The following is a 12,378-nucleotide window of genomic DNA, read 5'->3' as shown; positions in this document are numbered from 1 at the left end:
ACGCCTGAACGGATAAGAACGAATGCTTTATTTCTCGCGCCTGAAGATGGTCCTGATCTGGCTCGCCGTGGCCATCACAGTGATCCTCGCCGTGCCCAATCTCTTCCCGGCAAGCACGCTGGCGCAATTGCCGAGTTGGGTGCCGAAGCGGCAGATGACGCTCGGCCTCGATCTTCAGGGCGGTTCGCACATCCTGCTCCAGATGGATCAGAACGACCTGATCAAGGATCAACTGGAGACCACGCGCGACGAGATCAGGACGCTGCTGCGCGACGCCAAGATCCAATACACCGGCCTTGGCGGAACCGGCCGGACCGTTCAGGTGCGCATCAACGATCCAAGCCAGGTCGAAGCCGCCAAGACGGCGCTGAAGCCGATAACCAATCCGGTCGCGGCCGGGCTCTTTAGCGGTGGTTCCGTTCAGTCGATGACCCTGGATGATTCCGAGCCTGGGTTGCTGAAGTTCACCGTCACGGATGCTGGCATCAAGTATCGCACATCAACGGCATTGTCGCAGGCGATCGAAGTGGTGGAGCGGCGTGTCAACGCGCTCGGCACCACGGAACCGATCGTGCAGCGGCAGGGTGACGATCGCATTCTGGTTCAGGTGCCCGGACTGCAAAATCCGCAAAGGCTCAAGGACATCATCGGCCAGACCGCCAAGCTGACCTTCCAGATGGTCGATACGTCGGTGCCGGTCCAGGACGCGATGAAAAATCGACCGCCGCCCGGCGACTCCGTCCTTTACTCGCAGGACGATCCTCCCGTTCCTTATCTGGTTGAAAACCGCGTCATCGTGTCGGGCGAAGACCTGTCGAACGCGACGCCGACCTATAACTCGCAGACCAACGAGCCGGTCGTTTCGTTCACCTTCAATTCCCGCGGGGCGACGCGGTTCGGCCAGGCGACCCAGCAGAATGTCGGCAAACCTTTTGCGATCGTGCTAGACAATCAAGTCATCTCGGCGCCGGTCATCCGTGAACCTATCCTTGGCGGCACGGGGCAGATTTCGGGGAACTTTACGGCCGAGAGCGCCAACGACCTCGCCGTCCTGCTGCGCGCCGGCGCCTTGCCGGCGAAATTGACCATCATCGAAGAGCGCACAGTCGGCCCGGGCCTCGGCCAGGACTCGATCCACGCCGGCAAGGTGGCGGGCGTGATCGGCTCGATCCTCGTCGTTGCCTTCATGTTCGTCGCCTATGGCTTCCTCGGCTTTATCGCCAACGTCGCGCTCGCGGTCCACGTGGCGATGATCGTGGGCGCGCTATCGCTGCTCGGCGCTACGCTGACCTTGCCGGGTATCGCCGGTATCGTGCTCACCATCGGCATGGCGGTGGACTCCAACGTCCTGATCTATGAGCGCATCCGCGAGGAGCGACGAAACGGCCGCTCAGTCATTCAGGCGATCGACACCGGCTTCTCCAAGGCCCTGGCGACCATCGTCGATTCCAACGTCACTTCGCTGATCGCGACCGTCGTGCTGTTTTTCCTCGGCACCGGTCCGGTCAAAGGCTTTGCCGTCACCTATGCGATCGGCATCCTGACCACGGTCTTCACCGCCTTCACCTTCACCCGCATGCTGGTGGCGATCTGGCTGCGCCGCGCTCGTCCGAAGGAATTGCCGCGCGCCCCGGTCACCTTCATTCCGCCAGGCACGAAGATCCCGTTCATGGGGATTCGCCGCTGGACCTTTGCGCTTTCAAGCACGTTGTCCATCCTCTCGGTTGTCGGATTCCTGACCCTCGGCATCAACTACGGCATCGACTTCAGGGGCGGTTCGCTGATCGAGGTGCAATCCAAGCAGGGCGACGCGAATCTTGGCGACATCCGCTCGCGATTGTCGGACCTCAACATCGGTGAAATCCAGGTGCAGCAATTCGGCGCGCCAAACGATGTGTTGATCCGCGTGGGAACGCAGGACGCCGGCGAAAATGCCGAACAGACCGTCATCGACAAGGTGCGGGGCGAGCTGCAGGACCAGTATGATTTCCGTCGCGTCGAAGTCGTGGGACCGACGGTTTCCGGCGAGCTCGCCAAGCAAGGCACGATCGCCATGCTGATCGCGCTGGTCGGCATCCTGCTCTATGTCTGGTTCCGGTTCGAATGGCAGTTCGCGGTCGGAGCCATCGTCGCCACGGTGCACGACGTGGTCATGACGATCGGCTTCTTCGTCCTGACTGGGCTGGAGTTCAACCAGTCGTCGCTGGCTGCGATCCTGACCATCATAGGCTACTCACTGAATGACACCATCGTCGTCTATGACCGCGTCCGCGAGGATCTCAGAAAATACAAGAAGATGCCGCTGCCGCAGCTTTTGAACAACGCCATCAACGAGACGCTGTCGAGAACCACGCTCACCTCGGTGACGACGTCGCTGGCGCTGCTGGCGCTGGTGCTGTTCGGCGGCGAGGTCATCCGCTCCTTCACGCTGGCCATGCTGTTCGGCGTCGTGTTCGGCACTTACTCGTCGATCTTCATCGCCGCGCCGCTGCTGATCCTGTTCCGGTTGCGGCCGCAGGTCGCTGCCGAAGAGGAGAAGAAGCCGGTGAACGGCAAGGCTCTGACGACCTGACGCCATCAGCGCCGGTATGATTTCAGGTCGACTCGACCTGAAATCATACGGCTCTAATCAGAGAGACAGCGCATGATGGCGTCCGAAGACCGCTCAACATTTTTCGGCATCATGCTCTAGATCCATGGCCAAAGGCATCATCATCCGCGAGGCGCATTTCCCCGGCAAGGCGGCGATCGAAGCATATGGCAATGGTGGCTTTCGCTTTGCCGACATGTCGCATCGCGGATCGCTGCTTGTGCTGCCGTCGGGCATCCATGGCTGGGAACCTGCCGATCCGCTGGCGCTGAAAGCCTCGGACTTCGACAAGTTGCTCGCCGAAGCCGACCGCGTGGAGATACTGCTGGTCGGCATGGGCAAGGATTTGCGGCCGCTGCCGGCGGCGCTGCGCGCCGCGCTCAAGGAGGCCGGCATCTCCGCCGACCCGATGTCGACGGGCGCTGCGGTGCGGACCTACAATGTGCTGCTGGCCGAAGACCGCGCCGTGGCCGCCGCGCTGATCGCCGTCGACTGAATGGCCGGCACGCTCGACATCGTCAAGAATGGCGACATCGTCATGGACGCGGTGCGCGCCGCCGACCATGACCGCTATCTGTCGGCGCTCTACGCGCCGGCCGACAAACGCGGCGCGCTGCTTGCGCTCTACGCCTTCAACGCCGAGATCGCCGGCGTGCGCGATCGCATCCACGAGCCGCTGCCGGGCGAGGTCAGGCTGCAATGGTGGCGCGACGTTGTCGCGGCCGATGGGGATGCCGGGACGGGCCACCCGACCGCCGATGCGCTGCGCGCGACGATTGCCGCAAATAAGCTGCCGAAGAGTGCTTTCGAGAACATGCTCGAGGCGCGCATCTTTGATCTCTATGACGACCCGATGCCGTCGCGTACCGATCTCGAGGGCTATTGCGGCGAAACGGCCGCAGCACTTATCCAGCTTGCGGCCATGGTGCTCGATCCGGCGGCGGCGCCGGGCTTTGCCGAACTCGCCGGCCGGGCCGGTTGCGCCCAGGCGATCACCGGCCTGCTGCTTATGCTGCCGCTGCACCGCCGACGCGGCCAATGCTTTGTGCCCGCAGACATCCTCGCGGCAGCCGGTACGACGCCGGAAGAGTTCGTCAAGGGAGAGGGCGGGGCTGCCGCCGAGCGCGCGGTTGTGGCGATGATCGCGCTGGCGCGGGAGCATCTCAACGCCTTCGAGAAAGGAGCGCCGGCGCTTCCCGTTTCGCTGCGGCCGGCCTTTCTGCCGTTGGCGCTGACCCACGCCTATCTCGACAAGATGGAAAAGGCTTCGGCGCTCCGCAGGACGGCAGCGCTCTCCACCTTCGGCCGGCACTGGCTGCTCCTGCGGCATGCGATGCGAGGCTGGATGCCCCTTTGACGTAAACGTCAACCGTGCTAGGGGTTTGTCGCGTGGACCCGCGTCAAAGAAATGCGGGCCGCCGGAGGAGCCGCGTTCCCATGAGCCTGCCAGTCCTGGTCGTCCTCGTCGCATTCGGCATTGCGTTGTCGGTCGCAGCCGTGCATTTCACCGGCGGCACGACAACCGCGACGCTTGCCGGCGCGGCTCAAGCGCTCGCACGCTTTGCCGATGATTTTCCCGACGAAAGGCCGGAAGCCGTGCGGCTGACCGCCGACAATCATGCCGCGTTTCTCGACCTCGGCCCGCAACGCTGCGGCATCGTCCAGAGCATCGGCGATTGTTTTCTGACGCGCATCGTCACGCCGCACGACATTCTGGCGCTGGCGAGGGAAGGGAAAGCGGTGTCGCTGCGGCTGAAGGATTTCACCTGGAAAGGTGGGCGGTTTGCTTTTGCCAACGAAGCCGATGCGCGAGCGGTGGCAGCGACCCTGCAGAACAGCGATCGGATCCGGGAGGCGGCGTGATGGACGAGTATAATTTCCCGCAGGTCACCCAGCTTGCGATCCCCTTCTTCGTCGCAGCGATCCTGATCGAGCTCTGGCTGGTGCGCACCGGCCGCGCCAAGGGATCGTTCGAGACGCGCGACACGCTGACCAGCCTGGTGATGGGCACCGGCAATGTCGTCGCCGGCCTGCTGCTCGGCGTCGTGTCCTACTGGGCGCTGCTGTGGCTCTGGCAGTTCCGTGTCTTCAATCTCGGCCTGTCCATCTGGGTGTTCGTCGCCGCCTTCCTGCTCGATGACTTGCGCTACTATGTCTATCACCGCATCGCGCACCGGGTGCGCTGGGTGTGGGCCGAGCATGTCAATCATCATTCCAGCCAGCATTACAATCTCTCGACGGCCCTGAGGCAGAGCTGGACCGGCCTGTTCACCTTCACCTTCATCCTGCAGGCGCCGCTGGTGCTCGCCGGCTTCCATCCGGCGGTGATCGCCTTCGTCTTCGGCTTCAACCTTGTCTGGCAGTTCTGGATCCACACCGAGACGATCGGCAAGATGTGGGGCTGGTTCGAGTTCATCTTCAACACGCCCTCGCACCATCGCGTCCACCACGCCACCAACCCGCGCTATCTCGACGCCAATTATGCCGGCACGCTGATCATCTGGGACCGCATGTTCGGCACCTTCGTCGAGGAACTGGAGGAAGACCGGCCGCGCTACGGCATCGTCAAGAATATCGGGACCTTCAATCCGCTGAAGGTCGCGTTCCACGAATGGATCGGCATGTTCAAGGATGCGCTGGCGCCGGGGCTGACGCCTGGCGAGCGCGTCAATTATCTCATCCAACCGCCGGGCTGGAGCCATGACGGCTCGCGCGACACGTCGGAAACGCTGAAGGCGGCCTATGTCAGGCGAAATCCTTCCCAAGCAGGCAAGCCGGGATTGCCGCCAGCGCGTGCCGAGCCGGCGGAATAGTCATGGTGAGGAGAGAGCGCTGCCGCTTGCAGCAACTGCCATCGCGGCGGTGTCCGCAAAATTCCTGTCGATGATACGCAGCTTCGGCGACAGCGGCAGAACGAACGGTAACTGGAACCGTCATGGTGCCGAAACGAAGCGTCACGGCGGTCTTTATGTGTAATCCCTGAACCTGATCCTCGAGCGGATTTCCTTTTTCAGAAGAAACCTGAGAAGGTTTCCAATGGTTCTTGGGTATGTATGGCCATAGGCGTATAGTTTTTCGAGGGAACGAGATTTGTTTTCGGCCTCGAATTTCCTTCGCCATTCCATCGATAGCGCGTCGCGCTGAACTTCGTAGAGGTCGTTCGAGATCTGCTCTGCGTCGATCGAGACATCCATCTTGCCGGCGACGTCCATCACATATTCGCGCCATCCCTTCATAATCTGCTCGTAAAAGACCGGAACGTATTGGATGGACCTCAGCGCGAGGTAATTTCTCCAGAACGCCATGCCTTCGCCGATATAGATCATGTTCTCGAGAATCTGTGCGCGATCGTATGCGACCGAACTCTCAGCACTATTCTCGTCGCCGCCGCCACTTGTCCTGGACCATTGCCCTGACTGAGATGCGCGTGTTGCGGATATCGCGGCACCGAGACGGTCCATTCTCTCGAGCAATATTACGAGAATCTCATGGTCGCGAAGGCATCTCTCTATGAAGTCGTATTTTCGCTTGTCGTAAACATCACGCAGATGATGCGGAAATATCTTGACCGAGAAGACGCCATTATCTGTCGAGGATCTATCCATTATTTTCTGATAGTGCTGTTCGGCTGCGAGTGTCTGGGGTGCTTCACTCGTCTCATCCCTCAGCCATTCGCGGGCGTTACCCAATTTCCCGGTGCTGTTCGTCAGCGAGGCCACCCAAGTCGAGCCGCTCCGCGCCTCCGACAAGATTAGCAGACCTTTCATTGCGTTTCCTTCGCGGGACCTTCGCGTGAACTGCCGTCGATGAGCGCTCCCGGGTGTGCGAAGGGGCGGAATTCCGAACTGGTAAGCGAGAACCGGGGGGCGGCGTAGCGCGCGGCGTTCTCCTCGGTCAGCATTCGCGAAGATCGCAGCGGCCGGCTTTCAAGCCAGACCCTTGTCGCGCCAGCGGGAGTGTCAAGCTGGATTTCGCATAAGATTTCCAATGCGGTGCCCGCGCGCGGAAGCTTCGGGCGCACATGAAAGGCGGCAACATGCCCGGCGTCGCTGTTGATCTCGAAGGCGAGACGCCGCCACTTCACCGACGCCGGCAATCGGATGTGCAAGCGCAAGACGCCGGCGCGGTCGGAAGCGGGAAGAGGCAGATCGGCGCGCAGCTCGCCTTGGCCAGCAGGCAAGCCCCTGCTGAATTTCGTCTTCAGGCGCGGTCTCGTTTTCTGCTCGCCGCGTGGTTCGGACTGGGCCAGCTCAAGCGATTTGCGACGCGTCTTTGCAAGCCAACGAAGGGCGGCGCCGGCGGGAGTCTCACTTTGCCTGGGCCTTGCTTGAACGAAAGCCATCCACGCGGCCATCGGCCCGGGAAGAGCCGCCTCGAAGCGTTCCATCGCCTCTGCATCGACCGCATAGCCTGCCCGCACTTTTAGCCAGCCAAGCGCGATCAATGTCGCCACCGCAATGTCGCGGGCGAGAATCTCATTGGAAAACAGCTTCCAATCGAAACCGGGTTCAACGATGAGGCGGGACAGATCGACCAGCCAGTCGCTGTTGGCGTGGGCGTCGAGACTGCCATTTGCGATGGCGATCACCGCCAGGTCTTCCCGGACCGGCAGTCCGCAGGCCACGGAATTGAACTCCACCGATCTGGCCCGCGCCCAGACCCGGTCGTCGTCGGCGAGGCTGCCCTGGCCCGGACGAAAGATGCAGCCATGAAGATCGATGTCGCCGTAGCGGTCCTTGTGAAGATTGACGCTGCGCAGCCGTGCTGCCTGCGTCAGCATGCGCATGGCGCTGGAACCGCTCGACGGCTCCCAGCCCAGTTCAACGAACACGCCCAGGGCATCGCCCAGCCGGTTCCGCGGGACCACGATATCGAGGTCGTGGAACGAGCGTCCACCCCGTCCAACGGGATCAGCGGCACGCGCGGCTCCCTTGATGAGCATCATCGGCACGTCCGCCACAGCCAGCGCCGCGAATGCCGGTTGGCATTCTCTCATCAGAAGCATGGTTCGCGTCCATAGCATCCGTTGAAGCCCGGCAAGCCTCGGCGCATCCGGCAGATCCCTCAAACCAGGCCCAAGCCTGTTCCAGGCGGCGAGAATCAGCCGCTGCTCGCTGAACGTGCAGTCGTTCAGGTCGTGCGTGCCGATCCAGGCGCGCAGTTCCCTTTCGGCCGCCACCGGATCGACGTGCACGGCGGCCAGCAGGAGGCGCTCGTGATCGCCAGCGGGCCAGGCGCGATCAAGAGACGGGTACCAGAGAGGCCAATTCATTGCCCCCCTCTTTCTCCATCATCATCACCCCTCTTGGCCCTGAGCGCCCGGCGTGCGATTTCAAGAAAGTCGGATGCCATGCCGGCCGGTGCGCTGCCGGCGACGGCTACCCTTCTGGACAACGTGCCTGGTCGAATACGACGTCGATGAACCGTCTCGTCCAGCATGGTCATTTTCATGCCCGCGGCGATGGCCCTGCGGTACCAATCTATAAAGTACCCCGTGCGCAAGCTTTCGTCGAACGGGATGCCGAGCCGTTCGACAGCACTTCGCCGAACGGCAAGCGAACTCAGGAGGTAGCCCGGGTAGCGGCCTTTCTTATAGTGGAGAGAGACAAAGGCTTCGGAGGGGTAGTCCGGGCTCTCGAAGGTTTCGCTGTGGCCGAACACTGCATCCAGTGAGGGATCGGAGTCGAGCCTGGCCCGCTGCAGCGCGAGCTTGTCGGGCATCCAGAGGTCGTCGGCATCGAGGAACGCAAGAACCGCGCCCTGGGCGGCCTTTATGCCGACATTGAATGCGGACGGCGCTCCCCCGTTGACCTTCCTGACTATGCGCGGATGCAAAGCGTGGCCCTGAGCGACCTCGACCGTGCGGTCGCTCGAACCGTCATCGACGACGATGACTTCCCGCGGCGAATGGTCATTCTGCTCCGCGATGCTGTCGAGCGTCTCATGAAGCGTGGCGGACGCGTTCCACGCTGGAATGATGACGCTGAAAAACGGCGTTTCCACTCACTCCTCCATCAGATGCTTGAACGGAGGCAACGGCCTTGCGTTGCCGCTCTTGCGCCGACGCATGAGCGACTGCATCAGGGCGCGGTTGAAGTCGCGCTTCTCCTCTGCCGTGTAGGTGCTTGTCATCGACTCTGCATGCCGACGGTAGCACAGGGTCACCGCGTTGAGGATCGTCATCGGAATTTCGGCTTCGCGGATCCGGAGCATGAGGTCGACATCTTCGGAATAAAGGAAGTTCTCGTCGAACATCCCGACCCGGTCGAAAACTGTCCGGCGATAGAGGGTCGCACCCAAATGAACATGGAAAAGTTCATCTGTTATCGCCGCCGGATCGGGTGCGGGGGCATCCGTCATTTGCCGGTTGAAATAGCTGACGAAGCCGGAAACGACATCCATATGAGGCGTTCGGGCAAAGCGTGCGAGATGCAGCGAGAGCTTGTCGGCCGGCCAGAGGTCATCGCAATCCAGGAAGCCGATGAACTCGCCGCCGGCGATCCTCAGGCCGACATTTCGCGCGGGTCCCGGGCCGCGCCGCGGCCCGTCGAGGACGCGGATCGCCGGGAAACGCGAAGCCAGGGTCTCGACGATCTCGCGCGAGCGGTCGGTCGAGCCGTCGTCGACAACCAGGATTTCCTGCACCGGCCACGCTTGGTCGAGTATGGTTTTCAGGGCGTCGGCGATGTATTTCTCGCCGTTTCGCACCGGCATGATGACGCTGATCGTTGGGCTGTCGCTCATGCTCTGAGTTCCCGCACGAACCCTCGCAGCACGGTTGCCGCCTCCATCGGATCGTTGCCGATCAGGAACTCGTGGCATGGAAGCGAGCGCGACAGGCTGGCGGCCTGCTGGAATATCTCGTTATGGCCGGTCCGCAAGATCTTCGACGTGCTTGGCGAGAGCGCACGGATCATATCGAACCGTGAAGCGGAACGGATTGTCGAAGCATCCTCGCCGGTGAGCTTGCAGGAGACAAGAGCTTTCACCGCGATTTGCGGGACCAGCGCATCCGGTATCGTCGTGCTGATCGGGACGAGCGCCTTTTCCCCCGGGCGACGGTCCCGGTTCACTGCTTGCGCGGCAAGCCCGATGAAGAGGATCTCCGCCATCCCGGTGAGTTTCATGGTGTCGAAGAGCGAGTGGCTTCGCCAGTCTGCCCCAGACTGCGACACCAGCACAATATCATCGCCCGTGGTCTGCATCCCCGCGGAAATTGCGGCAGCCGTCAGCGTCGATTTGCCGGAACCTCCCGGACCGGCGAGCATCACGCCCACGCCATCTTCGCCGACAACGGCGGAATGAAGCATCGCGTGCCCCGTGGCCAACGCGCCCCAATGGATGTGGTGGCGCAGCGGAGACCCGTATTCCCAGACCGGCAGCCGGGCAGCGGCTCCCACCCAATAGACGCCGGTGCCGGCGGACAGGTCGTGCAGATGCCAGATTCCGCGGCTCTCGTCGGATACGATTGCGACGCCGGCCTCGCTGTCCCATACGGTCCGGGTGACGGCATCGGCCTCGTCGGCTTCAAAGGGCCATTCGGCGGGCGGAGCCGGAAAGCCGTCGTCCTCATGCGAGACGGCATAGACAGTGATCGAGCGGTCTTCCGCAGTGGCTCCCGTTGTTTGCGCATGACGCAGAACCGGCAGGATGACCGGATCGAGCGCGGTTCCGCATGTGCGCAGCCGCAGCGTCAACCCGCCAAGGCGAAAGCGATGCTCAGCGCCGGATTCGTACCACCGGAAACTCGCGTCGGCAATGACGCGGCGGACGAATGCTGCAGGCGCCGTACGGGGATCGACGGCGGCTCGGACCATTCGGATCAGCTGTCCCCCAGCTCCCGCCGCAGCGGCCATCCACCGCCCGGATCCACGTCATGGATGGGGTCGAGGACAATCAGCTCCTGCAAGTCCGTGTGAATCTCCAGCTCCGGCCTCATGAAGGATGCGCGGCTGGAAATGTCGGGCAGCTTGGGCAATTCGATCGGCGAGGCCGGCAGAAGTATGCCTTCCTCCGCGAGGAGGTCGAGGAAGCCTCGCACCGAGGCAATGTCATCGTCGTCCAAGTCGGGATAACCCGTCCTCAACGCCGTCTCGATCATGGTGGGATCGACAGGCTTACGCAACATCTCCCAGATGAGCTGCGCGCTCCCCTTCATGCCGTAATACTTGCCGGTCGCAAAGTTCACCGCGACGACTTCACCGTCGAAGATCTCGCTCGACAAATTTGTTTCGTCTAAGACGACGCCCAACATCATGCCGCCCTTTGCCCCTAAATGGCGGGGTGATACACCAAGGGGCCGCGTGGGGGAAGTGTTCCTTGGTCAAAGATTTGCAGCGCTTCATTCGAAGCAACCCAACTGAATTCGCAGATTGGCTGAGGAACGCCGTGGCGCACAAGCGGAGTCTTCAATGGAATTCCACACCCGGCCGAGCGGCCGTCGCGCATGGTCGTGAGCCGGCATGAGAGAGCTGAACCGTGAAAAGGACCGCCATTCCCCCGGGAGCGGTGACGGCTTCTGCGTCATGCCGTGGATTAATCTGCATGTCGCGACCGATGGCGCGATCTCGCCTTGCTGCGAGTTCGACGGATCAATAGGCCACGTGCGGAAAGAAGGCCTGAAGGGAGCCTGGAGCAGCGAGGCGCTGCAGCAGATACGACATCGGTTTGCACGGCAGGAACCGGTTGGGCAGTGCTGGAAATGTTTCGACCGTGACGAAAGAGAGGGGGACAGCCTGCGCCAGCAGATGAATCGCCAGTTCAGCGCATGGCACCGGCGGCTTGCGTCCGCGGATGAACCCTTCGCGGCCGCGCCGGCATCGCCGGCGGCGCTCGATGTCAGGTTCTCGAACCTGTGCAATTTCAAGTGCCGAAGCTGCTGGCACGGCGCCAGTTCGAAGTGGTTCACCGATGGCCGCGCCATCGGCGTCACCGCGGGTGACAAAGCCGAGATCAAGAGCTTCGCCTCGGCCACCGAGATGATGGACCAGATGTCGGGCTGGATCGACAATATCGAGTCGATCTACTTCGCTGGCGGCGAACCGCTTTTGATGGAAGAGCACTATCGGTTGCTGGATGCTCTGATCGAGGCAGGACGAACCCATGTCAGCCTGCGCTATAATACGAACATGTCCGTCACGGGCTTGGGCGGAAGATCGATATTCCAGCTGTGGAACGCATTTGAGAATGTCAGTGTCCAAGCAAGTGTCGACGACACTGGTGCCCGCGGTGCCCTTATTCGGCACGGTTTCGACTGGCCGCTATTCGTCGACAACATCATCCGGCTGCGACGGGAATGTCCGGGCGTGGACTTGGAGTTCGGCATAACCGTTTCCGCTTTGAACGTCAGCACTTTGGTCGAGCTTCTGGATGCCTTGCGGCACGAGTGCGAGGCCAGGGCATCCGAGATCCACATGCACTCTCTGCAAGAGCCGAAATTCATGCGCACGCAGGTGCTTCCGCAGAGGCAAAAACGCAAGATCGAGCAAAAGTTGCGTTCCTTCCTGGCGCAGTCGGAACCAGGCGCCGGTGCCGAACAAATGCAACGCTACGTGAATGGCGTCATTGGCTATATGCGGTCAGAGGATCTGGCGTCCGAGCTGCCAAGGCTGGCAAAGCGCATGGACGCTCTTGACCGGCTGAGATCCGAATCGACGTCGAATGTCCTGACGGAAATTGGCCCGATTCTGGTATCGGCGCACGGTTTGTCCGGTACCGCGAGACGCTTCATCTCAGCAGCGCGCCGTGCCGCGGCCAGCTTCTGGCGACGAACGGCGCGTTGATCGGGG

12 protein-coding genes are annotated in these 12,378 nt (G+C 62.0%); 6 read left to right on the top strand and 6 right to left on the bottom strand.

Annotation, left to right across the window (positions count from 1 at the left end):
* Nucleotides 1-22: 22 nt before the first annotated feature.
* From secDF to EJ068_RS02030, 5 genes are all read left to right on the top strand, one after another.
* A complete protein-coding gene (secDF, locus tag EJ068_RS02050) occupies nucleotides 23-2,572 on the top strand; it encodes a protein translocase subunit SecDF (protein WP_127252334.1) in 2,550 nt (849 codons plus the stop codon).
* A gap of 124 nt (nucleotides 2,573-2,696) precedes the next feature.
* The gene (locus EJ068_RS02045; RefSeq protein ID WP_095815316.1) at nucleotides 2,697-3,086 is read left to right on the top strand and encodes an Mth938-like domain-containing protein; all 390 of its coding nucleotides are present in this window, start codon (nucleotides 2,697-2,699) and stop codon (nucleotides 3,084-3,086) included.
* Nucleotides 3,087-3,104: 18 nt separating this feature from the next.
* Entirely contained in the window at nucleotides 3,105-3,947 is an 843-nt protein-coding gene (locus tag EJ068_RS02040; RefSeq protein ID WP_189439083.1) for a phytoene/squalene synthase family protein, read from the top strand.
* An 80-nt stretch (nucleotides 3,948-4,027) separates the two neighbouring features.
* Complete coding sequence (locus EJ068_RS02035) at nucleotides 4,028-4,453, top strand: hypothetical protein (RefSeq protein ID WP_127253825.1); 426 nt, start codon at nucleotides 4,028-4,030, stop codon at nucleotides 4,451-4,453.
* The gene (locus tag EJ068_RS02030; protein WP_189342093.1) at nucleotides 4,453-5,403 is read left to right on the top strand and encodes a sterol desaturase family protein; all 951 of its coding nucleotides are present in this window, start codon (nucleotides 4,453-4,455) and stop codon (nucleotides 5,401-5,403) included. The genes EJ068_RS02035 and EJ068_RS02030 overlap by 1 nt, the downstream gene beginning before the upstream one ends.
* 153 nt (nucleotides 5,404-5,556) lie before the next feature.
* Here the strand turns inward: EJ068_RS02030 and EJ068_RS02025 are convergent, their stop codons facing one another.
* Genes EJ068_RS02025 through EJ068_RS02000 form a run of 6 tightly spaced genes read right to left on the bottom strand, consistent with a single transcriptional unit; the run spans nucleotide 5,557 to nucleotide 10,847 of the window.
* Complete coding sequence (locus tag EJ068_RS02025; protein ID WP_128298432.1) at nucleotides 5,557-6,357, bottom strand: Stf0 family sulfotransferase; 801 nt, start codon at nucleotides 6,355-6,357, stop codon at nucleotides 5,557-5,559.
* Nucleotides 6,354-7,862, bottom strand: a complete 1,509-nt coding sequence (locus tag EJ068_RS02020; protein ID WP_128315136.1) for a nucleotidyltransferase family protein — start codon at nucleotides 7,860-7,862, stop codon at nucleotides 6,354-6,356. Before EJ068_RS02020 ends, EJ068_RS02025 begins: the two co-directional genes overlap by 4 nt.
* Nucleotides 7,859-8,593 carry a glycosyltransferase family A protein gene (locus EJ068_RS02015; protein ID WP_126082304.1) on the bottom strand — a complete coding sequence of 245 codons (735 nt, stop codon included), beginning with the start codon at nucleotides 8,591-8,593 and terminating at the stop codon, nucleotides 7,859-7,861. The genes EJ068_RS02020 and EJ068_RS02015 overlap by 4 nt, the downstream gene beginning before the upstream one ends.
* Complete coding sequence (locus EJ068_RS02010) at nucleotides 8,594-9,334, bottom strand: glycosyltransferase (RefSeq protein ID WP_189342095.1); 741 nt, start codon at nucleotides 9,332-9,334, stop codon at nucleotides 8,594-8,596. It lies immediately after the preceding gene.
* A complete protein-coding gene (locus EJ068_RS02005; RefSeq protein WP_127253470.1) occupies nucleotides 9,331-10,407 on the bottom strand; it encodes a hypothetical protein in 1,077 nt (358 codons plus the stop codon). The genes EJ068_RS02010 and EJ068_RS02005 overlap by 4 nt, the downstream gene beginning before the upstream one ends.
* Before the next feature lie 5 nt (nucleotides 10,408-10,412).
* The gene (locus EJ068_RS02000; RefSeq protein ID WP_126082307.1) at nucleotides 10,413-10,847 is read right to left on the bottom strand and encodes a PqqD family protein; all 435 of its coding nucleotides are present in this window, start codon (nucleotides 10,845-10,847) and stop codon (nucleotides 10,413-10,415) included.
* A gap of 205 nt (nucleotides 10,848-11,052) precedes the next feature.
* Between EJ068_RS02000 and EJ068_RS01995 the strand changes: the two genes are divergently transcribed.
* The gene (locus tag EJ068_RS01995; RefSeq protein WP_127253471.1) at nucleotides 11,053-12,372 is read left to right on the top strand and encodes a twitch domain-containing radical SAM protein; all 1,320 of its coding nucleotides are present in this window, start codon (nucleotides 11,053-11,055) and stop codon (nucleotides 12,370-12,372) included.
* Nucleotides 12,373-12,378: the final 6 nt, after the last annotated feature.

Origin of the sequence: Mesorhizobium sp. M2A.F.Ca.ET.043.02.1.1, assembly GCF_003952405.1 — a bacterium.
In the GTDB taxonomy this organism is placed as follows: Bacteria; Pseudomonadota; Alphaproteobacteria; order Rhizobiales; family Rhizobiaceae; genus Mesorhizobium.
This window is presented reverse-complemented; position numbering and strand designations above follow the sequence as displayed.

Coding starts and splice junctions, on each gene's coding strand:
- secDF (WP_127252334.1), top strand. CDS start 23: ATGCTTTATTTCTCGCGCCTGAAGATGGTCCTGATCTGGCTCGCCGTG.
- EJ068_RS02045 (WP_095815316.1), top strand. CDS start 2,697: ATGGCCAAAGGCATCATCATCCGCGAGGCGCATTTCCCCGGCAAGGCG.
- EJ068_RS02035 (WP_127253825.1), top strand. CDS start 4,028: ATGAGCCTGCCAGTCCTGGTCGTCCTCGTCGCATTCGGCATTGCGTTG.
- EJ068_RS02030 (WP_189342093.1), top strand. CDS start 4,453: ATGGACGAGTATAATTTCCCGCAGGTCACCCAGCTTGCGATCCCCTTC.
- EJ068_RS02025 (WP_128298432.1), bottom strand. CDS start 6,357: ATGAAAGGTCTGCTAATCTTGTCGGAGGCGCGGAGCGGCTCGACTTGG.
- EJ068_RS02020 (WP_128315136.1), bottom strand. CDS start 7,862: ATGAATTGGCCTCTCTGGTACCCGTCTCTTGATCGCGCCTGGCCCGCT.
- EJ068_RS02010 (WP_189342095.1), bottom strand. CDS start 9,334: ATGAGCGACAGCCCAACGATCAGCGTCATCATGCCGGTGCGAAACGGC.
- EJ068_RS02005 (WP_127253470.1), bottom strand. CDS start 10,407: ATGGTCCGAGCCGCCGTCGATCCCCGTACGGCGCCTGCAGCATTCGTC.
- EJ068_RS02000 (WP_126082307.1), bottom strand. CDS start 10,847: ATGATGTTGGGCGTCGTCTTAGACGAAACAAATTTGTCGAGCGAGATC.
- EJ068_RS01995 (WP_127253471.1), top strand. CDS start 11,053: ATGAGAGAGCTGAACCGTGAAAAGGACCGCCATTCCCCCGGGAGCGGT.